The 24,495-nt window shown below is 70.6% G+C and carries 21 protein-coding genes; 16 read left to right on the top strand and 5 right to left on the bottom strand.

Features of this window, described 5'->3' with window-relative positions; genetic code table 11:
• Positions 1-12 precede the first annotated feature (12 nt).
• On the bottom strand, positions 13-282 hold the full coding sequence (locus ACEXQC_RS09865; RefSeq protein ID WP_374821091.1) for a GlsB/YeaQ/YmgE family stress response membrane protein: 270 nt from the start codon (positions 280-282) through the stop codon (positions 13-15).
• 116 nt (positions 283-398) lie between these two features.
• On the opposite strand from ACEXQC_RS09865, the gene ACEXQC_RS09860 reads away from it, so the two are divergent.
• Together ACEXQC_RS09860 and ACEXQC_RS09855 are read left to right on the top strand one after the other, a co-directional pair.
• A complete protein-coding gene (locus ACEXQC_RS09860; protein WP_374821088.1) occupies positions 399-1,241 on the top strand; it encodes an endonuclease/exonuclease/phosphatase family protein in 843 nt (280 codons plus the stop codon).
• On the top strand, positions 1,238-1,855 hold the full coding sequence (locus ACEXQC_RS09855; RefSeq protein WP_374821085.1) for a DUF2238 domain-containing protein: 618 nt from the start codon (positions 1,238-1,240) through the stop codon (positions 1,853-1,855). The genes ACEXQC_RS09860 and ACEXQC_RS09855 overlap by 4 nt, the downstream gene beginning before the upstream one ends.
• Here the strand turns inward: ACEXQC_RS09855 and ACEXQC_RS09850 are convergent.
• The gene (locus ACEXQC_RS09850; protein WP_374821082.1) at positions 1,800-2,735 is read right to left on the bottom strand and encodes a glycosyltransferase family 2 protein; all 936 of its coding nucleotides are present in this window, start codon (positions 2,733-2,735) and stop codon (positions 1,800-1,802) included. The two genes, ACEXQC_RS09855 and ACEXQC_RS09850, sit on opposite strands and share 56 nt — an antisense overlap.
• A 298-nt stretch (positions 2,736-3,033) precedes the next feature.
• On the opposite strand from ACEXQC_RS09850, the gene ACEXQC_RS09845 reads away from it, so the two are divergent.
• The 3 genes from ACEXQC_RS09845 to ACEXQC_RS09835 are packed head-to-tail and all read left to right on the top strand — an operon-like array spanning position 3,034 to position 9,321.
• Positions 3,034-5,607, top strand: coding sequence for a glutamate--cysteine ligase (locus ACEXQC_RS09845; protein WP_374821079.1), 2,574 nt, complete (start codon positions 3,034-3,036; stop codon positions 5,605-5,607).
• Between the two features lies 1 nt (position 5,608).
• Positions 5,609-7,405, top strand: a complete 1,797-nt coding sequence (locus ACEXQC_RS09840) for an N-acetylglutaminylglutamine amidotransferase (RefSeq protein WP_374821076.1) — start codon at positions 5,609-5,611, stop codon at positions 7,403-7,405.
• Positions 7,406-7,416: 11 nt separating this feature from the next.
• Entirely contained in the window at positions 7,417-9,321 is a 1,905-nt protein-coding gene (locus ACEXQC_RS09835; RefSeq protein ID WP_374821073.1) for a S9 family peptidase, read from the top strand.
• On the opposite strand, the gene ACEXQC_RS09830 is transcribed toward ACEXQC_RS09835, so the two are convergent.
• On the bottom strand, positions 9,318-10,181 hold the full coding sequence (locus ACEXQC_RS09830; RefSeq protein WP_374821070.1) for a helix-turn-helix transcriptional regulator: 864 nt from the start codon (positions 10,179-10,181) through the stop codon (positions 9,318-9,320). The two genes, ACEXQC_RS09835 and ACEXQC_RS09830, sit on opposite strands and share 4 nt — an antisense overlap.
• A 134-nt stretch (positions 10,182-10,315) precedes the next feature.
• Between ACEXQC_RS09830 and ACEXQC_RS09825 the strand changes: the two genes are divergently transcribed.
• Positions 10,316-11,062, top strand: a complete 747-nt coding sequence (locus ACEXQC_RS09825) for an SDR family oxidoreductase (protein WP_374821067.1) — start codon at positions 10,316-10,318, stop codon at positions 11,060-11,062.
• A 47-nt stretch (positions 11,063-11,109) separates the two neighbouring features.
• Here the strand turns inward: ACEXQC_RS09825 and ACEXQC_RS09820 are convergent, their stop codons facing one another.
• Entirely contained in the window at positions 11,110-12,357 is a 1,248-nt protein-coding gene (locus ACEXQC_RS09820; RefSeq protein WP_374821065.1) for an MFS transporter, read from the bottom strand.
• Positions 12,358-12,862: 505 nt separating this feature from the next.
• On the opposite strand from ACEXQC_RS09820, the gene ACEXQC_RS09815 reads away from it, so the two are divergent.
• From ACEXQC_RS09815 to ACEXQC_RS09785, 7 genes are all read left to right on the top strand, one after another.
• Positions 12,863-14,107, top strand: a complete 1,245-nt coding sequence (locus tag ACEXQC_RS09815) for a M24 family metallopeptidase (RefSeq protein ID WP_374821062.1) — start codon at positions 12,863-12,865, stop codon at positions 14,105-14,107.
• A 108-nt stretch (positions 14,108-14,215) separates the two neighbouring features.
• Complete coding sequence (locus ACEXQC_RS09810; protein ID WP_374821059.1) at positions 14,216-15,376, top strand: sugar ABC transporter substrate-binding protein; 1,161 nt, start codon at positions 14,216-14,218, stop codon at positions 15,374-15,376.
• Positions 15,376-16,881, top strand: a complete 1,506-nt coding sequence (locus ACEXQC_RS09805; RefSeq protein ID WP_374821056.1) for a sugar ABC transporter ATP-binding protein — start codon at positions 15,376-15,378, stop codon at positions 16,879-16,881. Before ACEXQC_RS09810 ends, ACEXQC_RS09805 begins: the two co-directional genes overlap by 1 nt.
• Positions 16,878-17,870, top strand: coding sequence for an ABC transporter permease (locus ACEXQC_RS09800; protein ID WP_374821053.1), 993 nt, complete (start codon positions 16,878-16,880; stop codon positions 17,868-17,870). Before ACEXQC_RS09805 ends, ACEXQC_RS09800 begins: the two co-directional genes overlap by 4 nt.
• The gene (locus ACEXQC_RS09795) at positions 17,870-18,892 is read left to right on the top strand and encodes an ABC transporter permease (protein WP_374821050.1); all 1,023 of its coding nucleotides are present in this window, start codon (positions 17,870-17,872) and stop codon (positions 18,890-18,892) included. Before ACEXQC_RS09800 ends, ACEXQC_RS09795 begins: the two co-directional genes overlap by 1 nt.
• 29 nt (positions 18,893-18,921) lie before the next feature.
• Entirely contained in the window at positions 18,922-19,665 is a 744-nt protein-coding gene (locus ACEXQC_RS09790; protein ID WP_374821048.1) for a helix-turn-helix domain-containing protein, read from the top strand.
• Positions 19,662-20,702: a ketopantoate reductase family protein gene (locus tag ACEXQC_RS09785; protein ID WP_374821045.1), complete on the top strand. Its 1,041-nt coding sequence runs from the start codon at positions 19,662-19,664 to the stop codon at positions 20,700-20,702. Before ACEXQC_RS09790 ends, ACEXQC_RS09785 begins: the two co-directional genes overlap by 4 nt.
• A 28-nt stretch (positions 20,703-20,730) precedes the next feature.
• On the opposite strand, the gene ACEXQC_RS09780 is transcribed toward ACEXQC_RS09785, so the two are convergent.
• The gene (locus ACEXQC_RS09780) at positions 20,731-21,771 is read right to left on the bottom strand and encodes a ketopantoate reductase family protein (RefSeq protein ID WP_374821042.1); all 1,041 of its coding nucleotides are present in this window, start codon (positions 21,769-21,771) and stop codon (positions 20,731-20,733) included.
• An 85-nt stretch (positions 21,772-21,856) separates the two neighbouring features.
• On the opposite strand from ACEXQC_RS09780, the gene ACEXQC_RS09775 reads away from it, so the two are divergent.
• The 3 genes from ACEXQC_RS09775 (at position 21,857) to ACEXQC_RS09765 (ending at position 24,489) form a co-directional block, all read left to right on the top strand.
• Entirely contained in the window at positions 21,857-22,429 is a 573-nt protein-coding gene (locus tag ACEXQC_RS09775) for a nuclear transport factor 2 family protein (RefSeq protein ID WP_374821039.1), read from the top strand.
• A 96-nt stretch (positions 22,430-22,525) separates the two neighbouring features.
• Positions 22,526-23,467: a linear amide C-N hydrolase gene (locus ACEXQC_RS09770; RefSeq protein ID WP_374821036.1), complete on the top strand. Its 942-nt coding sequence runs from the start codon at positions 22,526-22,528 to the stop codon at positions 23,465-23,467.
• A gap of 29 nt (positions 23,468-23,496) precedes the next feature.
• Complete coding sequence (locus ACEXQC_RS09765; protein ID WP_374821033.1) at positions 23,497-24,489, top strand: glutathione S-transferase family protein; 993 nt, start codon at positions 23,497-23,499, stop codon at positions 24,487-24,489.
• The last annotated feature ends 6 nt before the right edge of the window (positions 24,490-24,495 follow it).

Here is a 24,495-nt window from a genome sequence, read left to right as displayed (position 1 = left end):
GGAGAGTGCGCTCTACGCGCGGCGGTTCTTGCGGCCGAAGATGAGGCCGTAGATGAGCAGCACCACGATGGAGCCGACGATGGCGACGACCCAGGTCTGGATCGACCAGAACTCTTCGAGGTTCACGTTGAAGAGGAGGCCGCCCAGCCAGCCGCCGAGAAGGGCACCGACCACACCGAGGATCAGGGTGACGATGATGCCGCCGCCCTGCTTGCCGGGGAGGATCAGCTTGGCGATGGCGCCGGCGATCAGGCCGAGAATGAGGAAGGCGATAAAGCTCATGCTGTGAGTTCCATTTCAGTTCGGGTAACCCACTAACCGTGGACGGGTTCGGGTGATCCCGCAACGGGTCGGCCAGGATCGCCGTCCGACCGGCCCGACCACCGTAGGCTCGGAGGATGACCGGAACAGCACTCATCGGGCAGGTCGAACCGCCCGAGCTGCACGTCATGAGCTTCAACATCCGCCGCCGCCTGCCCCAGCTCGGCCCCTTCGCCGGCCCGAGGAGCGCCGACCGCTGGTCGGTGCGCGCCCCCGCCGTGGCCACGCTTCTGCAGACCGAACGCCCGGCCCTGCTCGGCACCCAGGAGGCGCTCCCCGACCAGGACCGCGCCCTCTCCGCAGCCCTCGGCAGCACCTACAACCGGGTGGGCCACGGCCGCGACGCCGACGGCCAGGGCGAGGGCTGCCCGCTCTACTACGACTCCACCAGGCTCGACCTGCTGCGCTGGTCGCAAGTGGCGCTCTCCGACACCCCCGACGTCGACGGCTCGCGATCCTGGGGCAACCTCACCCCGCGCGTGCTCGTGGAGGCCGAGCTGCGCGACCGCACCACCGGCACCCGCTTTCTCGCCGTCAACACCCACTTCGACAACTTCTCCCGCCGCGCGAGGGTGCGCTCCGCGGAGTTCGTGCGCCTCCTCGTGGCCGACCGCGGGCTCCCCGCCGTGGTGACGGGCGACCTCAACAGCGGCGAGCGCACCGCCCCGCTCACCGAGCTCCTCGGCGACGGCACGCTCGTGGATGCGTGGGGTGCGGCCGAGAAGCGCCTCACTCCCGAGTGGGGCACCTTCCCCAACTACCGAGCACCGCGGCTCGAGCGCAAGCGGATCGACTGGATCGCCGTGACCCCCGACGTGCGGGTGGAGCGGATCGGCCTCAACGCGCGCCGACCCCGCGGCGCCTGGCCGTCCGACCACCTGTCGGTGCAGGCCGTGCTGCGCCTGCCCGATCCCTCTTGACCATCGACCCGGCGCAGGCGGCCCCGCATCCGATGATCGCCGCGTTCCTCCGCCGCCCGCACGGCGCGCTTGAGATGGTCGCCGACGCCCTCCGCGTGCTCGGCGCCGTGGGTGTGCTCGTGGCGGCCATCGCCTTCGGCCCCACAGACGCCGGAGTGCTCGCCTTCGTGCTGCCCGGGCTGCTGCTGCCGAGGTTCCTCGGGGTGCGCCCCGGCTTCGACATCGTCTACTGCGCGCTGCTGCTCGTGGCGGGGTGGAGCAACGTGCTCGACCTCTACACCCGCATCCCCTGGTGGGACGTGCTCGTGCACTTCGCCTGCACGGGCGTGATCGCCGTGATGCTCTACCTGCTGCTCGCCCAAATGGGAGTCGTGATGGATCCCGCCGACGACCGCTTCACCCCCGCCACCGCTCTCGTGCTCTCAGCGACCCTCGGTCTCGCCCTGAGCGCCGTGTGGGAGATGGTGGAGTGGATCGGTCACACCTTCATCAGCGGCGAGATCTTCGTGGAGTACGACGACACGATCGGCGACATGGCGATGGGCGGACTCGGCGCCGTCATCGCCGGGATCGTGCTGGCGGCCGTGCCACTGCGACGAGCCCGGCAGGCCTGACGCCGCCGAGCGATCCGGGTGACCCGCGCGATCCGCGCGATCCGGGTGATCCGAGCGATCCAGGCGCACCCGGCACCTTCGACGTGCCGTGCCCCAGCCGCCCCCACACGGAGCGGGCCCAGCGCAGCCACGGCAGATCGTGCGGCCAGTGCACGAACACCGTGCGGAAGCCCCGGCGGAACCGCTTCACCATCGACGAGGCGTCGGTCATCGGCCGGTGCGAGATCTGCACCACCATGCCGGGGGCGTAGCGGATGCGACGGCGCGACCCGAGATGGAAGGCGAGATCGAGGTCGTCGTGCAGCTCGGGGTCGCGTCGGTGCACCGCGAACGCGGCCGTGTGCCAGGCCTCCCGCCGCATCGCGAAGTTGGAGCCGAACAACGGCACGTGGCCGAGGGCGGGAGTGAGCGCCACGTAGTAGGCACCGAGGTACACGGCGGCCCCCACCCCGCGCAGCCAGCGTGGACCGCCCGAGAACGTCGCGCCCCCCGTGACCGCACCGACGCGCGGGCGACGCGCGAGGGCCGTGACGGCCGCCTCGATCCAGGTCGGGGAGGGGATGGTGTCGGCGTCGAGCCTCAGGATGACGTCGCCGTGCGCCGCGTCGTAGCCGGCCGAGGCGGCCGCAGGGATGCCGGGCCGGTTCTCCCGCACCACCCGGGCGCCGCCGGCCTTCGCCACGGCGGCCGAGTCATCTGTGGAGGCGTTGTCGACCACGACGATCTCGGAGGGGAGCACGGTCTGCCGACGCAGCGCCCTGAGGCAGACCGCGAGGCGTTCGGCATCGTCTTTGACGGGGATGACGACCGAGACGGTCACCGCGGGTACGGGCGCAGCGGGTGAGGGCACAGCGGGGATGGGCGCAGCTGGTAAGGGCACCTTGTCAGTGAACGGCGACGGCCGACCGACCCGCTACGGGCTTGACAGCGGCGAGCGCGTGGTTCAGTTCGGCCGTTCCGGATCAGCTCTCGTCGTAGGGAGCGCGGATGATCGCGACGAGCGCAGCGAGGCCCGTGATCAGTCCACCCAGGGTGATCAAGCCGAGTAGTCCGTACAGCAGCTCTGCCATGTGCCTCTCCATTTCCGTCTCGCCCAGGCTATCAAGGCTCGAAGCATCGTCTGGCGAATCGGCGGGAACAGCAGACGATCGGGCCCCTCCCCCCGTAGGGTGTGCGGCATGGCTGCGGAGTTGACGCTGGGCGCGGAAGAAGAGCTCCACCTCATCGATCTCGAGAGCGGGAAGCTCTCGGCGAGGGCGCCGCAGCTGCTCTCGCGGCTGCCCGCCGAGAACTACTCGGCCGAGATCCAGCGCACCACGGTGGAGACCAACACCGACGTGGTCTCGAGTCTCGACGGGCTCCGCACCGAGCTCATGCGGCTGCGCAAGGGCGTGGTGGATGCGGCGGCCCCCGACGGCATCGGCATCGCGTGCGTGGGCACGGCGCCTCGTTCCGAGTTCGCCGACTTCGAGCTCACGACCACGGGCCGCTACGGCCGCATGCAGGAGCAGTACCGCATGCTCGTGGACGAGCAGCTCATCTGCGGCACCCAGATCCATGTGGGGGTGTCGGATCGGGATCTCGCGATCGACATCGCCCAGCGCGTCTCGCGCGACCTGCCCGTGCTGCTCGCCCTCTCGGCCAGCTCGCCGTACTGGAACGGGCACGACACCGGCTACTCGAGCATCCGCTCGATCATCTGGCAGCGCTGGCCGAGCGCGGGCTCCACGGGCCCGCTCGCGAGCGCTGCCCAGTACGACGAGCTGCTCAGCGACCTCATCTCCACGGGTGTGATCGCCGACGACAAGATGGCCTACTTCGAGGTGCGACCCTCCGCGCACGCCCCCACGCTCGAACTGCGGGTGTGCGACGCGTGCCCCATCGTCGACGACGCCGTGCTCATCGCCGGCCTCTTCCGCGCCACGGTGCGCGCGGCCGAGCAGGACATCGAGGCCGGCCGGCCGTTCGTGCCCGTGGCCGAGCCCATCCACCGCGCCGCCATGTGGCAGGCCGCCAGGAGCGGCCTCACGGGCGACCTGCTCGACGACACGCCCCACCCCCGCCCCACGGCGGCGGCCCACGCCGTGCGGCACCTCATCCGCCGCTTGCGGCCGCAGCTCGAGGAGCTCGGCGACTTCGAGGAGGTCACCGAGCTCGCCACCACGCTGCTCGCCCGCGGCAACTCCGCCGACAGGCAGCGGGCGGCCTTCGCCGAGCGCGGTGAGCTCGACGCGGTGGTGAAGCTCGCCGTGGAGGAGACCCAGGGCCCGGCCTCCGGCATCCCGCCCGCCGTTCCGGCGCTGCGCACCTATCGCACGCGAGCAGGAGACGAGGCCGTGGGCCCCAACTCCCGGCCGCGCGCCGCCTACGAGGAGATCGTGGCGCACTTCGAGAACCTCACGAGCGGAACCGTGGCCGAGAGTCTGCGGGCGGCCGACGCGTGGATCCTCGAGCACGATCTCACCTTCGCCTCGGCCGATGGGCCCCGCCCGTTCGCGGTCGACCTCGTGCCCCGCGTGATCAACCCCCACGAGTGGGCCACCATCGAGGCCGGGGTCGTGCAGCGCGCACGCGCGCTCGAGGCCTTCCTCGGCGACGTGTACGGCGAGCAGCGGATCCTCGGCGACGGTGTCATCCCGCGCGACGACGTGGAGGGGGCGCCCGGCTGGCACGATGCTGCCCGCCGACTGCCCGCCGGCTGCCTGCGGAGTGCCGTGATCGGCTTCGACCTCGTGCGCAACGAGTTCGGCGGCTGGCGGGTGCTCGAGGACAACCTGCGCAATCCGAGCGGCGCGGCCTACGCCATCGCCATCCGCTCGATGATGGACGAGGTGGCGCCGAACGTGCCCCGCCCCACCGAGCTGCTGGCCCCGGAGAGCACGTACACGCTGCTGAGGGGAGCGCTCGGCGTGGAGGGCTCGAGCGGCACGGCGGCGGTGCTCTCCTCGGGCCCCGCGAGCGGTGCCTGGTTCGAGCACCGCGCGCTGGCCGAGGGTGCCGGGCTGCTGCTCCTCGGGGTCGACGACATCGACGTGGCCGAGGATCACGTGGTCGACCGTGCCACCGGCACGCGGATCGACGCGCTCTACCTGCGGCTCGACGGCGAGCTGCCCGAGGCGACGAGCTCCTCGGGCGACCCGATCGGCGAGCGGGTGATGGCGGTGGCAGCCGCCGGCGCCGTGCGGCTCGCGAACGCGCCGGGCAACGGCGTGGCCGACGACAAGGCGATGTACTGCAACGTGCCCACCATGATCGGCTACTACCTCGACGAACGTCAGCTGCTCGAGCAGGTGCCCACCTACCGCACGCGCGACGCGGTCGAGCGGCGCGGGGTGCTCGAGCGCGTGGGCGAGCTCGTGACCAAGCCCGTCGACGGACACGGCGGGGAGGGTGTGCTCATCGGGCCCGCCGCTGGCGCCGCCGCCGTGGCGGAGCGCCGAGCCGCCATCGCCGCCGACCCTTCGGCGTGGGTGGCGCAGGAGGTCGTGCCGCTCTCGTCGCACCCCACCTTCTCGCTGCCGGCCACGGGTCTCGCCGGAGCGGCGGGCAGCGTGCTCGAGCCGCGGCACGTCGACCTGCGGGTGTTCGTCTACGCGAGCGACACGCATCCGAGCGGCTTCGTGGTGGCCCCGCTCGCGCTCACCCGCGTGGCACCGGCGGGGAGCATGGTGGTCAACTCGTCTAGGGGCGGCGGTGCGAAGGACACGTGGATCGTCGCGCCGACGAGCGACAACACAGAATGGGAGCACTGACATGTGCGGATTCGCGGGAGAGCTCCGCTTCGACGGATCGAGCGCCGACCTGGGCGCCGTCGACAGGATGACGGCCTGCCAGCGCCACCGGGGGCCGGACGGCACGGGCCTCTGGTCGAACGGCCGCGCAGCCCTCGGCCACCGCCGGCTCTCGATCATCGACCTGAGCGCCGCGGGCGCGCAGCCCATGGTCGACCCGGCGCTCGGCCTCACCGTGGCCTTCAACGGCTGCATCTACAACCACCGGCAGCTGCGCCAGGAGCTCGAGGGCAAGGGCCACCGCTTCTTCTCGCACTCCGACACCGAGGTGATCGGCAAGGCGTACGCCGAGTGGGGCACCGACTGCGTCGACCACCTGCTCGGCATGTTCGCGTTCGTGATCGTGGAGCACGCCTCCGGGCGCGCGGTGCTCGCGCGCGACCGGCTCGGCATCAAGCCGCTCTACCTCGCCGAGGAGCCCTCGAGCGGGCGCATCCGCTTCGCCTCCACCCTGCCCGCCCTGCTCGAGGGCGGTGGCGTCGACGCGTCGATCGACCGCGAGGCGCTGCAGTACTACCTGACCTTCCACTCGGTGGTGCCCGCTCCGCTCACGATCCTCTCGGGTGTGCGCAAGCTGCCGCCGGCGACCGTGCGGGTCATCGAGGCCGACGGCACCTCGCGTGAGCACGTCTACTGGCGCGCCGACTTCGTGCGCGACGCCGACAGGGCCGGCTGGAGCGAGCGGGACTGGGAGGACGCGGTCATCGCGAGCCTCCGCACCGCCGTGGAGCGCCGCATGGTGGCCGACGTGCCCGTGGGGGTGCTGCTCTCGGGCGGCATCGACTCGAGCCTCGTGGTGGCGCTGCTCGCCGAGGCGGGGCAGACGGATCTGCAGACCTTCAGCATCGGGTTCGACTCGGCGGGCGGCGAGTCGGGCGACGAGTTCGAGTACTCCACCCTCGTGGCCGAGCGCTTCGGCACCGACCACCACCGCATCTCGATCGACAGCTCGCGCCTGCTGCCCGGCATCGACGCCACCGTGCACGCCATGAGCGAGCCGATGGTGAGCCACGACTGCGTGGCCTTCAACCTGCTCTCCGAAGACGTGTCGAAGTCGGTGAAGGTGGTGCAGTCGGGCCAGGGCGCCGACGAGGTGCTCGGCGGCTACGACTGGTACCCGCCGCTCTCCGACGTTCCGCGGGCCGACGCCGTGGAGGCGTACTCGCGCGTGTTCTTCGACCGCCGCTGGCCCGAGCTCACCGCGCTGCTCAACCCCGCCTGGCTCGAGGGGGCGCCCGTGGATGCGCCGACCGAGTTCATCCGCCGCCGCTTCGCCGAGCCCGGCGCCGAGACCTCGGTGGATGCCGCCCTGCGCAACGACACCACCGTGATGCTCGTCGACGACCCCGTGAAGCGCGTCGACAACATGACCATGGCGTGGGGGCTCGAGGCGCGCGTGCCCTTCCTCGACCACGAGTTCGTGGAGCTCGTGGCCGCCATCCCGCCCGCCCTCAAGCTCAGCGACGGCGGCAAGGGCGTGCTCAAGCGCGCGAGCCGCGGCATCGTGCCCGACGAGGTGATCGACCGCACCAAGGGCTACTTCCCGGTGCCGGCCATCCGCCAGCTCGAGGGGCCCTACCTCGAGCGTGTGCGCGACGCGCTCAGCGATCCGGCCGCCCGAGCGCGAGGTCTCTTCGACGAGGGCACCGTGCGGGGACTGCTCGCCGACCCCAACACCACGCGCACGACGCTCGGTTCGAACGCGCTCTGGCAGCTCGCGCTGCTGGAGATGTGGCTGCAGGAGCACGGCATCCGATGACGGGCAGCCAAGTGACAGAGACAGTGTCCGAGACCCTGGCCGAGCAGCTCGTGGGAGCCTGGGGCAGCTGGGGCCCGTCGATGACCCCGGATGCCGCCAGGGTCGCGTTCATCAGCGATCGCGGCGGCTCGCCCGAGGTGTGGGTGCAGGATGTGCCGGATCCCGGCGCCACGGAGCTCCCCGAGGCCCTGCTCGTATCGTTCTCGAGCGACCCCGTGATCTCGGTGAGCTGGTCGGCCGACAGCGCCTGGCTCGCGTGCGCCGTGGCGACCGACGGCGGCGTGCGCACCCAGGTGTGGGTGGTGCGACCCGACGGCACCGACGCGAAGCGCGTCTCAGGCCCCGCCGAGCGGCACGCCGAGCTCGGCCCGTGGACGAGGAGCGGGCACCGCGTGGTCGTGACCGTTCCCGCCACCGAGGCGGGCGAGCCCACCCGCTCCTACCTCGCCGATCCCGCCACGGGATCGCTCGACCTGCTCGCCACCGGCGATCTCATCCACGTGCTCGACCTCTCGGCGCACGAGCGCATGCTCGTGATGCGCGACGGCCGGCGGGGCCGCGAGTTCTGCGTGGTCGTCGACCGCGAGACGGATGTCGACCACCCGGTCATGCCGCACCCGGCGACGGGCGCCACCGAGGTGGCGTTCATCCGCCCCTCCCCTCCCGGCGAGGCCGCCCCCGGCATGATCTACGCGGCGACCGAGGTGGGGCTGCCCCGGCGGCAGCTCATCGCCTACCCGGTCGATCCCGACGACTGGTCGCGGCCGCCCCGGGTGCTCGCGGAGCGACCGGACGCCGAGCTCGAGGCCCTCGACGCCGACGACGAGGGGCGCATGCTGCTGCTCGTGTGGAACGTGGAGGGGCGCAGCGAGCTCGAGCTCTACGACACCGTGAGCGGTCGCTTCGAGCCCGTGCCCGGGCTGCCGGGAGCCGTGGCGACCAGCCCCGTGCTGAGCCGTGACGGGGGCAGCGTGCTGCTCGCCGTGGAGGGCCCCCAGCGCCCCCGTGAGCTCTGGCGGCTCGACACCGCGGGCTTCGCGTGGACGCGCGTGACCGCCGTGCCCGAGCTGCCGCCCGTGCGGCTCGTGGTGCCCACGCTCGAGCGCTACCGCTCGCGCGACGGCCTCGAGATCACGGGGTGGCTCTACCGTGTGCCCGAGACCCACGACCTCGGCGACTCCGAGGCGCCATCGCCCACCCCGTGGCTGCTGCGCTCGCCCGAGCCGCCCGCGGTGCCCGGCCGCGCCATGCTGCACCTGCACGGCGGCCCCGAGTCGCAGGAGCGGCCCACCTTCAGCCCGCAGCACCAGGTGCTCGCGGCCTCGGGAGTGGCGGTGTTCGCGCCCAACGTGCGCGGCTCCTCGGGCTTCGGCCGCGAGTTCGTGCACGCCGACGACGTGCACGGCAGGCAGGGCGCCTTCGACGATGTGACGGCCGCGGCCAGGCACCTCGTGGAGATCGGTGTGGCCGCGCCCGACCGCATCGCGGTGACGGGGCGCTCCTACGGCGGCTACCTCACGCTCGCGGCCCTCGCGTTCACTCCGGGAGTGTTCGCGGCGGGGGTCGACATCTGCGGCATGTCGCACCTGCTGCACTTCTACGAGGAGACGGAGCCGTGGATCGCAGCGGCCGCCTTGACGAAGTACGGGCACCCGGAGGATGACCGCGAGTTCCTGCGGTCCATCTCACCGCTCGAGCAGGCCGACCGCATCCGCGTGCCGCTGCTCGTGGTGCACGGGGAGCTCGACACGAACGTGCCGATCGGTGAGGCGCACCGCATCGTGGCCGCGCTGCGGGCACTCGATCGCCCGGTCTCGTACCTCGAGCTCGAGGGCGAGGGCCACGAGTACCGGCGTGCGTCCTCCCGGCTCACCCTCATCGAATCGATGCGCGGCTTCCTCGCCGAGTTCCTCTAGAGGGCGGTGACGCGGAGGGGTGTGGGCACGACCTGGGCCCCGAGCACCACGAGCAGGGCGAGCTTCTCGGCGCTCTCGGTGCCCGGGGTCGCGGTGAACACAAGCAGCGACTGCGCCTGGTCGGGGTCGTGCACCACCTGGCAGTAGAGGCTGAGCTCGCCCACCTCGGGGTTCACGAAGCGCTTCTCCTCGGTGAAGCGCACGTCGACGTCGTTCTGGTCCCAGAGGGCGGCGAACTCCGGGACGCTCTCGAGCAGGTGCGCCACGAGGGCCGCGGGCTCCGAGTCGGGGCCGTGCACCGCGGCCGACCGCCTCAGCTGCGCCACCTGCACGCGAGCGTGCCGCGGGTGGTCCTCCGCGGGGTAGATGTCGCGGCTCGCGGGGTCGGTGAACCAGCGATAGGTCGAACTGCGCGCCGGGCCGGTGTGGGAGGTCTGGTCGCCGAGGAGCGCCACGGCCGCCGGGGTCTGCACGAGGGTCTCGCCGAGCGATCCCATGATCTGGGCGGGGGTGTCGTCGGCCAGCCGGTCGAGGATGCGCATGAGGCCGGGCCCCACGTGCCGACTCGACGCCGCTCGGGCGGGCGGGCGGTGGCCGGCGAGCAGGAAGAGGTGGTCGCGCTCCCCCGTGGTGAGGCGGAGGCCTCTGGCGAGGGCCGCGACCATCTGCTCGGAGGGCTGCGGGCCGTCTCCGCGCTCGAGCCGCGCGAGGTAGTCGGAGGACATGCCGGCGAGGCCGGCCACCTCCTCCCGCCGCAGACCGCTCGTGCGGCGGCGCGCACCGCGGCCGAGCCCCACGTCTTCGGGCTGCAGCGCCTCGCGCCTGCCGCGTACGAACGCTCCGAATGCCGACCGGTCCATCGCCGTCCCTCCTGGCACCGCTGCATCCGGCGCCTCCCCCACTCTCGCGGGTTCCCGTCGCCTCAGCCACTGCATGGCGTTCAGTGGCTGCGCTTGTCCTGGTGCGGATGCGTCGGGGAGCGTTGACTCGGGTCATGGACATCACCTCAACCACCGTCTTCCTTCCCGGCGCGACCTCGGGCATCGGCCTGGGGCTCGCACTCCGCCTGCAGGCCGCGGGCAGCACCGTCATCATCGGCGGTCGCCGCCGCGAGCTGCTCGACCGCCTCACCGAGGAGCACCCTGGCCTCGTCGGCGTCGAGATCGACACCACCGACCCCGCCTCGATCGAGCGGGCCGCCGCCGAGGTGCTCGCCGCCCATCCCTCGCTCGACGCCGTGATCGCGATGGCGGGCATCATGCAGCCGGAGGATCTGCGCGATCCCGGCTTCCTCGAGCTCGCCGAGCGCACGGTGGCCACGAACCTGCTCGGGCCGATCCGTCTCGCCGCGGCGTTCGTGCCCCACCTGCTGACGCGCCCGGCGTCGACGTTCATGACGGTCTCGTCTGGCCTCGCGTTCGTGCCGCTGCCGGCCACCCCCACCTACAGCGCCACGAAGGCCGCCACCCACGCGTTCACCGAGTCGATGCGGGTGCAGCTCGCGGGCACCTCGGTGCAGGTCGTCGAGCTCGTGCCGCCCGCCGTGGGCACGACCCTCATGGGGCTCGACCAGACCGACTACGCGATGCCGCTCGAGGAGTTCCTCGACGAGGTCATGAGCCTGCTGACGGCGCATCCCGATGCTCCGGAGGTGCTCGTGGGCCGCGTGCACTGGCAGCGCTTCGCGACCGCGGAGGGCCGCTACGCCGAGGTGCTCGCCGCGCAGTCCGCCGCCCACTGAGTCGAGCGGGGTCAGGCCGCCCTAGTGGGTCAGGCCGCCCTCGTGGGTCAGGCCGCCTTGGTGGGGTCGGGCGCGTCGACGGGTGCCGGAGTGGGCTCGGGGGCGCCGCCGCGGGGCATGCGGAGGGCGAAGAGCGAGGCGGCGGCCATGAGGAGGAAGGCCGAGGCGAAGGCGGCCTCGAACGAGAACGCGTCGACGAGCAGGCCCGCCACGAGGGGGCCCACGATGGCCCCCGCATCCGCCACCGCCTGGAAGACCGCGACCGGCTGGCCGCCCCTCCCGCCGGCCGCGTCGCCCACCGAGGCCGCCGGTGCCGTGCCCATGAAGGCCGCCGCCGCCCCGTAGATGCACAGCAGCACGATGAGCAGCCACAGCGAGTCGACAAGCGGGATGGCGAGCATCACCACGGCCCCCACGGCGAACGAGCCCGCGATGGCCGGTCGCCGGCCCACGGTGTCGACGAACCTCCCCGCCGGCACGAGCGCGAGGGTCTGCACCACGGCCGCCACGGCGAAGGCGATGCCCGTCCAGGCGGGCTCCCCGTGCAGCACCTCCACCACGAGCACCGGGATGAGGGCGGTGCGCACCCCCATGGCCGACCAGCCCTGAGCGAGGTTCGCGAGCAGCGCCGACTGGTAGCGGCGATCCCTGAGCACCTCGCGGAACGGCCTCGGTGGCTCGGCCGTCTTCACGTCGGTGCGTATATGCCGCCGCAGCAATACGAAGCCCACCCCGCCCGCCACCACGAGCGTTCCGGCGTAGAAGAAGAACGGCGCCTGCAGCGAGATGGCGGCGAGGAGCCCGCCCACGGCGGGCCCAGCCATGCCTCCGATGAGGAAGCCGCCCTGGTAGAACCCCACGGCCCTGCCGCGCACCGAGGGGTCGGTGGAGGCGAGCAGCAGCGTCATGGCCGCCACCGAGAACATGGCCGATCCGATGCCGCCGGCCCCGCGGAGCAGCAGCACCTGCAGGTAGCTGTCGGCGAGGCCCACGAGGGCGCTCGAGACGGCCACGATGCCGATCCCGATGGCCAGGATGACGCGCTCCCCCGCGGCGTCGACGAGGCGCCCCACGAACGGGTTGGCGACGAGCCGCATCACGGCAAACACCGAGACCACGGCGCCGACTTCGAGGTAGCCCACGCCGAAGCTCCGCACGTAGACGGGCAGCACGGGGATGACGACGCCGAAGCCCAGCATCACGAAGAACGCCACGACGCCGAGCACCACCACGTCGCGCGGAAGACCGGCTCCTCGACCCCAGACGAAGCGTCGGAGGGAGGATGCGAAGGTCACTTGCTCAAGGGTAATCCCGGAAGAAGAGTGTGATGCGCGTGGCGAGCATCGGGGGTGCTCGGGGTATGCCACGCGCATCACACATACGGCATCAGATGATGCCGCGGACCGCACGGCGGGTGATCCGTGGGACCGGTCCGGGTCGAGAGCGACACTACCGGCCGGAACCCGCCTTGAGTAGAGGGGGCCATGGGGCCCGGTTGGGCCCCGGATCGTCGATGTCAGCACGTCGGCTGGCAGAGACAATCAATCCCTGATCTGCCTTTCTATGAATTTCAATGCACCCGTATGGAGGTGTCGTCCTTGCCTGATACTGATCCGAACCTGCGCCGATCTTGAGCAGAAACTGAGGTAACCCTTAGCTAACTCGGGCCTCCGAATAGCGCCCGCGGACGCCCCGAACCTGGCCCTGTGTTCAGCCTGGACATACACTGTGCGGGACAGCACGGGCGCTGTCCGCGCGTCTCACGCGGCGGCCTCCGCCCGCCGAGAACGGAGATCGCCGATGAACGCACCCCGCCCGCTGGCCGCCCCAGGCCACATGGGAGTCGACTACGAGGAGCGCGTCGACTTCGACCGCCTCCGGCGCTACCGTCTCGAGCGGGCCAAGGCCGCCCTCGAGGCGAGCGACTGCGGCGCGCTGCTGCTGTTCGACTTCTACAACATCCGCTACACGACGAGCACCTGGATCGGCGGAGCCCTCGGCGACAAGATGATCCGCTACTGCCTGCTCACGCGCGACGACGAGCCCGTGCTGTGGGACTTCGGCTCGGCGGTGAAGCACCACAAGCTCTACTCGAAGTGGCTGCCGGAGGAGAACTGGCGGGCCGGTTTCCTCGGGTTCCGCGGCGCCGTGGCCCCCGACGCCGGACTCATGGCGGCAGCAGTGACCGAGATCAAGGGGCTGCTCGCCGAGGCGGGCGTGGCCGGCGCTCCCGTGGGCATCGACATCGTGGAGCCGCCCTTCCTGTTCGAGATGCAGCGGCAGGGCCTCACCGTGGTCGACGCGCAGCAGCTCATGCTCGACGCGCGCGTCATCAAGTCACAGGACGAGATCGTGCTGCTCAACCAGGCCGCCGCCATGGTCGACGGCGTCTACCAGGACATCGTGGACGTGCTGAAGCCCGGCATCCGCGAGAACGAGATCGTGGCCCTGGCGAACAAGCGCCTCTACGAGCTCGGCTCCGACCAGGTCGAGGCGGTCAACGCCATCTCCGGCGAGAGATGCAATCCGCACCCCCACAACTTCACGGATCGCATCATCCGCCCGGGAGATCAGGCGTTCTTCGACATCATCCACTCCTTCAACGGCTACCGCACGTGCTACTACCGCACCTTCGGGGTCGGCAGCGCCACCACGGTGCAGCGGGACGCCTACAAGCGGGCGCGCGAGTGGATGGACCGCGGGATCGAGGCCATCCGCCCCGGAGTGGGCACCGACCAGATCGCGGCCCTGCTGCCGAAGGCCGAGGAGTTCGGGTTCGACAGCGAGATGGAGGCCTTCGGGCTGCAGTTCGCGCACGGGCTGGGGCTCGGGCTGCACGAGCGGCCCATCATCTCGCGGCTCAACAGCCTGGAGAACCCCGTGGAGCTCAGAGCCGGCATGGTGTTCGCCCTCGAGACCTACTGCCCGGCCTCCGACGGCGTCTCGGCGGCGCGCATCGAGGAGGAGATCGTGGTGACCGACGAGGGCCCCGTGGTGCTCACCAAGTTCCCCGCCCAGGAGCTCTTCGTGGCCAACGAGTATTGACGATCTCGACGAATGTCGCGCAAAACGATCGACTTGGCTGCACACTTCGTGTAGTAGTTGTAAACAGCGTCAACGAGGACGCCGCTTAGGACATCACTGGGAGTTGCAATGAGGCAATCGAAATCGCGTTTCGCGCGGGTGGCAGCAGCGATCGGGTTGACGGCGGTGATGAGCTTCGGGCTCGCGGCCTGCTCGTCCGACGGCGGATCGGGTGGCGGTTCGGGTGCAGGAGCTGCCGCGAGCGGCGAGGGATCCGGATCGCTCGAGGGCGGCGGCCAGACCATCGTCATGTTCATGCCGTCGACGGCCACCATCTACCAGTCGGACGAGGCCGCATCCGTCAAGGCCGAGGCCGAGGAGCTCGGCTTCGAGGTCAAGATCTTCGAGAACAAGACCGACCAGACCGAGCAGGACCAGCAGGTGCAGCAGTTCATCGCCACCGGCGAGGTGCCCGCCGCCTTCATCTGGTGGCCCTCCAACTCGCAGGCCGGCATCAACTCGAGCCGTCTGCTCTCGCAGATCGCCCCGGTCTTCCAGGTCAACCAGTCCGTGCTCCCCGAGGGCGAGGAGTACATCACGGCCTACGCCGGTGTGCGCGCCTACGGCATCGGTGAGACCGCGGGCGACATGCTCGAGGCCGCTCGCGAGGAGGCCCTCGCGGCCGGCAAGCAGCTGAACTCCGAGGAGGGCAACCTCATCGAGATCACCTTCCCCGCCGGCTACCAGTCGGGCATCGACCGCCACGACGGCATGCTCGCCTCCACCGAGGACGCCCCCTTCAACCTGCTCGCGAGCGAGCCGACCGCAGCCGGCTTCGACTCTCAGGGCGCGTTCGACATCGCGAGCCAGGTCATCCCCAAGTTCTCCTCCGAGGGCATCGACTTCGTGTTCGCGCAGAACCTCTCGATGGCGGCGGGTGTCGTGACCGCCCTGGAGCAGAACGGGCTCACCCCCGGCGAGGACGTCTGGGTGATCGCGGGCAACGACGCAGGCGACAAGACGCCGCTGCTCAACGGCCAGGTCTACAGCGCCGTCATCCAGTCACCCGTGGTGGAGGGCAAGCTCATCATCCAGACGGTGGCGAAGTACCTGGCCTCTGGTGAGGTCACCGACGATGTCGTCAACCTCGAGCTCGAGGCCACCGAGCCGGAACTCACCGCCGACGCCCCCGCCAAGACCACCTACATGCCGAACCCGCCGATCCGGCTCGCCGACATCGAGGGCTTCGAGTTCTGGGGTCTCAGCTACGAAGAGCTCGGCAGCCAGTGATGACCGGCGATCCCGTGCAGCCGCGACTGGTGGCTTCGGGGCTCAGCAAGCGCTACGGCGCCGTGCAGGCTCTGATCGACGTGGAGTTCGACCTCAAGCCGGGCGAGGTGGTGGCACTGCTCGGTGAGAACGGGGCGGGCAAGAGCACCCTCGTGAAGGTGCTCTCCGGCCTCGTGACGCCCGACACGGGCACCATCACGATGGACGGCGAGGTCGTCTCCCTCTCGTCGAGCGCCCGCTCGCAGGCTGCCGGGATCGCCGTGGTGCAGCAGGAATACAGCACCGTGGGCACCCTCTCGGTGGCCGAGAACCTCGTGCTCGGCAAGGCGCACTCCCCGTTCTTCTGGACGAGGGGTCGCCTGCGCACCGAGGCGAAGGAGCTGCTCGCCGAGGTGGGCCTCGGTCACATCGACCCCTCGACCAAGGTGGAGGAGCTCTCGGTGGCCGAGATGCAGCTGCTCGAGGTCGCGAGGGTGCTCGCGAGAGAGGCGAGGGTCGTCATCTTCGACGAGCCGACCGCCGCCCTCTCGGATGCCGAGACGGAGAAGGTGCTCGCGGTGGTGCGCAAGCTCGCCGGCAAGGGCATCAGCGTGGTCTACGTGACCCACCGCCTGCCGGAGGTCTTCGCGATCGCCGACCGGGTGAGCATCTTCCGCAACGGCCGCAGCCTGCCGAGCGTGGAGATCGGCGACATCGACGTGGCCGGCGTCATCCAGATGATGCTCGGCCGCAAGCTCGAGAGCATGTACCCCGAGCGGCGGCCCGTCTCGGGCGACGAGCGACTCGTGCTCGACGACGTCGTGATCTCGGGCCTCAACGCCCCCGTGTCGCTCCGCGCCCGCCGCGGCGAGATCCTCGGCCTCACGGGCCAGCTGGGCTCGGGCGCCGACCTCGTGGTCAAGGCGCTCGCGAGCGAGACGCCCATCCTCGGCGGTGTCGTCTCGGTCGACGGATCGCCGCTGAATGCGAAGGACCGCTCGAAGGGCCTCGCCGCCGGCATCACCTACTGCTCCCCCGATCGCAAGCGCAGCGGCATCTTCTCCGGGCTCTCGATCGTGAGGAACCTCTCCTCCTCGTGGCTCTCGTCGGTCTCGACCGCGGGCACCGTGAGCACGAGGAGGGAGCGCACGGCCGCCGAAGCGCTCGCCACGGCGTTCGCCATCGACAGCAAGCGCCTCGGCTCGAGCGTGGGCAAGCTCTCCGGCGGCAACCAGCAGAAGGTCGCGCTCGCCAAGTGGCTCGGCAACGACCCCACGCTCTTCCTCGTGGAGGAGCCCACGCGGGGCGTCGACGTGGGGGCGCGCTCCGACATCTACGCCAAGCTGCGCGGGCTCTGCGAGCAGGGGATGACGGTCGTGGTCTCGAGCTCGGACACCAACGAGATCCACGGCCTCTCGGACACCATCGCGACCTTCTACCACGGCGAGATGGTGGGCGTGCGGCCCGCCGACGAATGGACGGAGGACGCCCTCGTGGCGGCCGTCATGAACAGGAGCGAGAAGTGAGCACACAGTTGGAGACGGCGCCCGTCGCCGCGGCGGGTCCTCCCGCTCCGTCTCGCCGCGGGGCCGAGTTCGTGATCACCTGGTCGCTGCCGCTGCTGCTCGTGCTCACCCTGGTGATCGCGACCGCGACCACGCCGGGATTCCTCTCGTTCGAGAACCTGCGCGGCATCCTCATCAACACCGCCGTCATCGGCATCGCGGCGGTCGGCCTCACGCCAGTGACCCTCTCGGGCAACCTCGTCTCGCTCGCGGTCACGCAGCAGGCGATGCTCGCGGCCGTGATCTTCTTCCCGCTGCTCGCGGTGGGGGTGCCGCTGCCCATCACCATCCTGCTGGTCGTGCTCATCCTCGCCGCCACCGGGTTCGCGCAGGGGGCCTTCGTGGCGCTCGGCCTCAACCCCATGATCACCACGCTCGCGGCCGGCGCCATCATCTTCGGGCTCGCCACCCTCGTGACGGGGGGACGCGTGGTCTCCGCCCCGGCCGTCGACACGAAGTGGATCGCGCTCGCGAGCCCTCTCGGGCTGCCGCTGCCGATCTACATCTTCATCGGGTTCACCATCGTCACCACGTTCTTCATCGATCGCACGGTGACGGGCCGCCGGATCTCGCTCGCGGGAGCCAACCGCGAGACAGCCAGGCTCAGCGGGGTCTCCTTCCGCTCGGCCACGATCGCGGCGTTCGTGGTGTTCGGCATCGGCACCGCCATCTCGGGGATCGTGGTGGCCGCCCAGGCCGGTCAGGCCACGACCCTCGACCTGCCCACCCTCACCTCCAACGTCATCGCCGCGGTGCTCGTGGGTGGAACCGCCATTCAGGGCGGATTCGGCTCACCACTCCGCTCCGCCCTCGGAGCCCTCATGATCGCGATCTTCAGCCAGGTCATGCTGCTCCACGACTTCTCGCACGGAGTGCGCCTCGCCGCGGTGGGTGTGCTCGTCGTCGTGATGGTCTCCGTGCTCCACGTCATCCGGAAGAAGGCCATCTGATGCGCGGTGCACTCGCCACCACCTCCCGGGAATACGGGCTGCGGATCATCATCCTCGTGGCCGTCATCGCCACGTTCCTCATCATCTCGAAGGGCTTCAGCGGTCCGTCGTCGGTCTACGCGGTGCTCGAGTCGTTCGCGTTCGTGGGGATCGTGGCCCTCGGGCTCTCGGTCACGATGATCGCGGGCGAGCTCGACCTCTCGGTGGCGTCGACGGCCGCGCTCATGGGTGTGATCGCCATCGAGGTGGCGCAGTTCGGTCTCGTGGTCGCCATTCTCACGGCCGTCGTGGGCGGCTTCGTGCTGGGCGCCCTGCAGGGCTGGCTCATCGCCAAGCTCGGCATCAACTCGCTCGTCTTCACGGCCGGCAGCCTCATCGCCATCCGCGGCTTCGCCTACATCGCGAGCGACAACGCGCCCGTGGTGCTCACCGACTTCGAGATCTCCGACCCGCTGCACGCGCGGTTCGCGATGTTCTTCTCGCCGTCGAGCATCATCGCCATCATCGTGTTCGTCATCCTCGGCGTCTTCCTCGCCTACACGAGGCCAGGCCGGCACATCTACGCCATCGGCGGAGCCCGCACCGAGGCGATCGCCGCGGGTGTGCCGCTCACGAGCTCCATGACGCTCGCGTTCGGCATCTCGGGAGCCACGGCGGGGCTCGCCGGGGCGATCGCCTGCCTCAAGGGCGGCAGCGCCGCCCCCGAGGGGTTCCCGGACCTGCTGCTGCTCGCGGTGGGCGCGGCGCTCATCGGCGGCATCGGCCTCTACGGCGGCGTGGGCACCATCGGGCACGTCGTCGTGGGTGTCGCCATCACTGGGACGCTGCAGGCCGGCATGGCCACCCTCGCGGCGCCGTCGTACCTCAACAACCTCGTGCTCGGCGTGCTGCTCGTGCTCCTGCTCGTGGCCGACTTCCTCATCGTGCGGGCCTCGAGGCGGCGACGCCTCACCCGGCTCCGCACGATCGTGGCCACCGAAGGGGAGGTGCCCACTGAGGCTCTCGTGAGTTCTGGCCGCTAGAGTCATGTCGAACTGACGACGGAGAGCACATGAAGAGCGAACTCGGGCCGGGACTCAGGGCCGTGCGTGAGAAGAAACGGTTGAGCCTGCGCGCCGTGGCTGCGGCCGTCGGCATCTCCCCGAGCCTGCTCTCGCAGGTGGAGACGGGCAAGACCCACCCCTCGGTGAGCACGCTCTACGCCATCGTCACCTACCTCGGCATCTCGATCGACGAGGTCATGGGCAACGTGATCCCTCCCGAAGATCCCGTGACCCGCCGGGGTGCCGACTTCCCGAGGGCCCACCCCGGCGCCTCGGCCATCCAGCGGGTGGAGGACAACCCCACCATCGAGATGGAGAACGGCGTCACCTGGCAGCGGCTCGCGGTGGGCGGCTACAGCATCGTCGATCCGCTCATCACCACCTACGCTCCCGGCGGATCGAGTTCGATCGAGGGCCGGCTCATGCGGCACTCCGGCATCGAGTACGGCTTCATCCTGTACGGCGAGCTCACGCTCAAGCTCGACTTCGACACCTACATCCTGCGACCGGGCGACTCGCTGTGCTTCGACTCGCTGCGCCCGCACATCTACATCAACCACACCGACCAGGAGACCCAGGGCATGTGGTTCGTGCTCGGGCGGCACGACTCGGGCGACGGCAGCGACCTGCTCGCCGAGCACGGCATGGCGCTCGCGGGCGAGCGCCCGCGCAAGTCGGCGGTCGACGTGCTGAGCGCCCTGCGCGAGCTCCCGCCCGGGAGCGGGCAGCCCGATCGGGGCGCCGTCGGATGACCGGTGGCCGCATCGCGGTGCTCGGTGCCGGGGCCAACGGCGCCTCGATCGGCGTCGACCTCACCCGGGCGGGCCTCGATGTGACGCTCATCGAGCAGTGGCCGGCCCACGTGGAGACGATGCGCGAGCACGGCGCCACCATCCGCATGCCGGGCGAGACGCTGCAGCAGAGCGTGCGGGTGCTGCACCTCTGCCAGGTGGCCGAGGTGCGCGAGCCGTTCGACATCGTGCTCATGCTCATGAAGGCCTACGACTCGCGCTGGGCCGCCGAGCTCATCAAGCCCGTGCTCGCGCCCGACGGCCTCGTGGTGGGAGTGCAGAACGGCATGACCGTCGACACGATCGCCGACGTGGTGGGGCCCGAGCGCACCATCGGCTGCGTCATCGAGATCACCTCCATGATGTTCGACCCCGGCGTGGTCGAGCGCCACTCCGCGCACGACCGCTCGTGGTTCGCGGTGGGCAGCATCCACCCGGCGACGGCGTCTCGACTCGGTGAGATCACGGCGCTGCTCGACCTCGTGGGGGCCGTCGACGTGGTCGACGACATCCGGGCGGCCAAGTGGATGAAGCTCGTGAGCAACGCCACCACGCTCGTGACGACCGGCATCGTGGGCCTGCCGATGGTCGAGGCCGCCGCCATCCCCGAGATGCGCGAGCTCATGCTGCGTTCGGGTCAGGAGGCGCTCGACGCGACGATCGGCCTCGGCAACCCCGTGCTGCCGATCTTCGGGCTGACACCGGCGGCGGTGAGCGACCCCGCCACCGTGGTCGAGACGCTGCTCGACACGCTGCTCGGTGGCTTCGGGATGCCCGACAGCAAGACCACGGTGCTGCAGGACTGGATGAAGGGTCGGCGCAGCGAGGTCGGCGAGCTCAATGGGCTCGTGGCCTCGACGCTGCGGGCGCAGGGCGGGCGGGCGCCCGTGAACGAGGCCGTGGTGGAGCTGGCCGGGCGCATCGAGCGCGGGGAGCTCGAACCGGGGCTGCACAACCTGCCGACGCTGCTGGAGCTGGCGGGAGCGCCCGCGCGCTGAGCGCCTCAGTGTTTGGCGTGCGCCGGACTCAGCGGGTGGCGGCGAGCACGTCCACGAGCAGGCTCGCGTTCGAGAGGTCCGGCGCGAGCTCTCCCCGCTCCACCCGCTGGGCGATCGCCAGGATGGCCTCGTTCACGGGCACCGGGATGCCGAGCTCGGCGGCCTTCGCCACGACGTAGCCGTTGAACGCGTCGAGCTCGGCCCTGCGGCCCTTGTCCCAGTCCTGCAGCACGGCCACCCGGGTGTCGGGCAGGGAGTACGACTCGAGCACCGACTCGAGCAGGTCGATGCCGTACTGGTCGTCGTCGGGCACGTCGGCCGCGGTCTTGCCGAAGATCGGCACCATCGTGATGCCGAGCGCCTTCGCCACGCGGTAGGCCTCGCGAGACGCCTCGTCCATGACGGGGCGCACGCCCTCCGCCTGGGAGGCGGTGAGCAGCGGCACGTTGAGGATGGCGGAGGGCAGCATCTCGGGGATGTTGGCGATGAGCTTCATCCACTTCGACGAGCGGATGTCGTCCGACACCGAGATGGCCCCAGCGTGCCCGAGCGCGTCGGCCACGGCCTCGAGGGCGGGCGTGCGCGAGCCGTCGAGGGTGCCCACCGTGAGCCAGGTGCCGGAGGGCGCCACCTGGCGCACGACCACACCGGGCGTGAACATGTTGGCCGCGATGCCGAGCACGGCGCCGAGAGTGCGCTCCGGCCCCACGATGTCGGCCACGTCGTCGATCGTCATGCCGTTCTGCAGCCCCACCACCACGGAGGTCTCGTGCAGCAGCGGCTTGATGAGCTCGGTGGCCCAGCGGGTGTCGTAGCTCTTGACCGAGACGAAGACGATGTCGAAGGGCTGCCGCAGCTCGGCGACCTGGCAGAAGTGGAAGACCTCCACGGGTGTGGTCTCGGTGCTGCCGTCGGGGAGGTGCACCACGAGGCCGTTCTCGCGCATGGCCTTCACGTGGGCGGGCCACTGCTCGATGAACGTCACATCGAGCCCGGCTCGCACCATGTCGGCGCCCATCGACGCACCATTGGCGCCGGTGCCCACGACCGCGATTCTCGATCCGTCCATAGTCTCTACAGCTCCCTCGGTGTACAAGCAGACTAAACACAACCCTACTTCTTGTTCAGTCTGGCTGTCCAGGTACGCTGACTGCGTGGCCTCAGAGAGCTTCTCCGCCGATCGGCTTCACGATCGGCTGGAGATCCAGCATCGCGTGAACCAGTTCTGCCGCGCCATCGACCGGCTCGACCTCGAGGAGCTCCGCGAGGTCTACCACGCCGACGGCTACGACGACCACGGGGCCTACCAGGGCGACGTCGACGGATTCATCGAGTGGGTGCGCGGGCGGCACGAGCAGATCGCCTTCTCCTCGCACCACATCACCAACACCCTGATCGAGTTCGTCTCGGACGACTCGGCGTTCGTGGAGACGTACTTCCTGGCCTGGCAGAGCGTCAACCCGAACGCGATGCCGCCCTCGGGGGCCGCCTCCGGGGGCGATCAGGGTGCTGTGGAGGCCATCTCGTCCGGCCGCTACGCCGACCACTTCGTGCGGAAGGACGGCCGCTGGGCCATCCAGACCCGCACCGCCATCCCCGGGTCGCTCGTGGCCATGACGGAGGGTCTGCACCCCGGGTCGATGCCGCCCGGTGCGCCGCAGGGGTCTCGCGATGAGAACGATCCGGCGGAGCGCCTGCGCCTGCGGCTCGGACTCGGCCGCCCCTGAGGTGTTGGCCAGGGCTGACGGCGCAGGCTGACGGCGCGGGCTGACGGCCCGGACGGGGGCGTTCCGAACGACGGACTGCACCGATAGCATCCGAGCATGTGCACTCGGATCTTCTCCAACACCAGCGACGTCGCGAAGACCGTGAGCAGGTGCATGGACTGGGCGGTGAGCGACGAGCCCGAGCTGTGGTTCGTGCCGCGGGGAACGGCCCGCACGGGCGGACCCGATCCGGAGGCCCTCCGCTGGACCTCGACCTACTCGAGCGTGGTGGTGAGCATGTGGGGCCTCGGCACGGTCGACGGCCTCAACGAGAAGGGCCTCGCCGCGCACGCCCTCTACCTCGACCCCGCCGACGTGTCGTTCCCCGAGGCGGATGGGCGGCCCGCCGTGGCCAACGCCCTCTGGGTGCAGTACCTGCTCGACAGCTTCTCCACGGTAGCCGAGGCGATCGCCCGCATCGACGACGTGCGCATCTTCTCGCCGCTCTTCCGGGGCCAGGAGCTCGGCGTGCACATCGCGCTCGAGGATCCGAGCGGCGACTCCGCCATCATCGAGCCGATCGACGGCCGCCTCGTGGTGCACCACGGCCGTGAGTTCACGGTGATGTCGAACTCCCCCACCCTCGACGAGCAGCTCGCGAACCGCGCGAACTACCGCCCGTTCGGCGGGGAGCTGCCGCCGCCCGGCGACATCACCTCGAGCGACCGGTTCGTGCGCGCCTCCTACTTCCTGCACTACCTGCCGCAGCCGGCCACGCCGGAGCAGGCCGTCGCCAACGTCTTCCAGCTCATCTCGAACGTCTCGGTGCCCTTCGGAGCGCCCTACAGCGACGGCGGCGTGTACCCGACGTGGTGGCACGCGGGGGCGGATCTGACCCACCGCTACTACTACTTCGGCGCCACCGAGAGCCCGAGCGTGTTCTGGGTGGGGCTCGACGCGCTGGCCGACGGTACCGAGGTGCTGCGTCTGGATCCGCGCGATCCGTCGCTCGTGGGCGAGGCGTCGGGACGCATGGAGCGGGCGGCGCTGCTGTACTGAGGTTCAGGCACCCCACGTAGGGTCGGAGCATGAGCTATGTGCAGCCAGGCGAGTTCGACCGCGACACCAACTACATCGAGGACCGCATCACCCGTGACGCAAGGGACGGCTGGCCTGTGGAGGCCGGTCGCTACCGGCTCGTGGCCGCCAGGGCCTGCCCGTGGGCGAACCGCACGGTCATCGTGCGCCGCCTGCTCGGCCTCGAGCAGGCGATCTCGCTGGGCCTCCCCGGCCCCACGCACGACGAGCGCAGCTGGACCTTCGACCTCGACCCGGGCGGAGTGGATCCTGTGCTCGGCATCGAGCGTCTGCAGGAGGCCTACTTCGCGCGCTTCCGCGACTACCCGCGCGGCATCACCGTGCCCGCGCTCGTCGACGTGCCGTCCGGGCGTGTGGTGACCAACAACTATCCGCAGATCACGCTCGACTTCTCCACCGAGTGGGGCGAGTTCCACCGCGACGGCGCGCCCGACCTCTACCCGGAGGCGCTGCGGGCCGAGATCGACGAGGTCAACGACGGCGTCTTCCGCGATGTGAACAACGGCGTGTACCGCGCCGGGTTCGCGGGGTCGCAGAAGGCTTACGAGCGGGCCTACGACCGTCTGTTCACACGTCTCGACGAGCTGTCGGAGCGGTTGTCGACGCAGCGCTACCTCGTGGGCGACACCATCACCGAGGCCGATGTGCGCCTCTTCACCACGCTCGCGCGCTTCGACGCCGTCTACCACGGGCACTTCAAGTGCAACCGGTCGAAGCTCAGCGAGATGCCGGTGCTGTGGGCCTACGCTCGCGACCTCTTCCAGACCCCCGGCTTCGGCGACACGATCGACTTCGGCCAGATCAAGGACCACTACTACAAGGTGCACCGCGACATCAATCCCACCGGGGTGGTGCCGCTCGGCCCCGACCCGAGCGGGTGGCTCACGCCCCACCACCGGTCGGAGCTCGGCGGTCGGCCCTTCGGCGACGGCACCCCGCCGCCCGCGCCGCCCGCCGACGAGCGCGTGCCGGCGCTCGTCTAGGCTCTC

This window comes from Herbiconiux liukaitaii, from assembly GCF_041927495.1.
In the GTDB taxonomy this organism is placed as follows: domain Bacteria; phylum Actinomycetota; class Actinomycetes; order Actinomycetales; family Microbacteriaceae; genus Herbiconiux; species Herbiconiux liukaitaii.
Note: the sequence above shows the minus strand (reverse complement) of the source record. Positions and strands in the feature narration are given on the sequence as shown.

Excerpts from the sequence above, each read along its gene's own strand:
- ACEXQC_RS09785 (WP_374821045.1), top strand. The coding sequence starts at position 19,662 with ATGACCGGTGGCCGCATCGCGGTGCTCGGTGCCGGGGCCAACGGCGCC.
- ACEXQC_RS09860 (WP_374821088.1), top strand. The coding sequence starts at position 399 with ATGACCGGAACAGCACTCATCGGGCAGGTCGAACCGCCCGAGCTGCAC.
- ACEXQC_RS09845 (WP_374821079.1), top strand. The coding sequence starts at position 3,034 with ATGGCTGCGGAGTTGACGCTGGGCGCGGAAGAAGAGCTCCACCTCATC.
- ACEXQC_RS09805 (WP_374821056.1), top strand. The coding sequence starts at position 15,376 with ATGACCGGCGATCCCGTGCAGCCGCGACTGGTGGCTTCGGGGCTCAGC.
- ACEXQC_RS09790 (WP_374821048.1), top strand. The coding sequence starts at position 18,922 with ATGAAGAGCGAACTCGGGCCGGGACTCAGGGCCGTGCGTGAGAAGAAA.
- ACEXQC_RS09815 (WP_374821062.1), top strand. The coding sequence starts at position 12,863 with ATGAACGCACCCCGCCCGCTGGCCGCCCCAGGCCACATGGGAGTCGAC.
- ACEXQC_RS09865 (WP_374821091.1), bottom strand. The coding sequence starts at position 282 with ATGAGCTTTATCGCCTTCCTCATTCTCGGCCTGATCGCCGGCGCCATC.
- ACEXQC_RS09840 (WP_374821076.1), top strand. The coding sequence starts at position 5,609 with ATGTGCGGATTCGCGGGAGAGCTCCGCTTCGACGGATCGAGCGCCGAC.
- ACEXQC_RS09825 (WP_374821067.1), top strand. The coding sequence starts at position 10,316 with ATGGACATCACCTCAACCACCGTCTTCCTTCCCGGCGCGACCTCGGGC.
- ACEXQC_RS09765 (WP_374821033.1), top strand. The coding sequence starts at position 23,497 with ATGAGCTATGTGCAGCCAGGCGAGTTCGACCGCGACACCAACTACATC.
- ACEXQC_RS09810 (WP_374821059.1), top strand. The coding sequence starts at position 14,216 with ATGAGGCAATCGAAATCGCGTTTCGCGCGGGTGGCAGCAGCGATCGGG.
- ACEXQC_RS09830 (WP_374821070.1), bottom strand. The coding sequence starts at position 10,181 with ATGGACCGGTCGGCATTCGGAGCGTTCGTACGCGGCAGGCGCGAGGCG.
- ACEXQC_RS09780 (WP_374821042.1), bottom strand. The coding sequence starts at position 21,771 with ATGGACGGATCGAGAATCGCGGTCGTGGGCACCGGCGCCAATGGTGCG.
- ACEXQC_RS09795 (WP_374821050.1), top strand. The coding sequence starts at position 17,870 with ATGCGCGGTGCACTCGCCACCACCTCCCGGGAATACGGGCTGCGGATC.
- ACEXQC_RS09770 (WP_374821036.1), top strand. The coding sequence starts at position 22,526 with ATGTGCACTCGGATCTTCTCCAACACCAGCGACGTCGCGAAGACCGTG.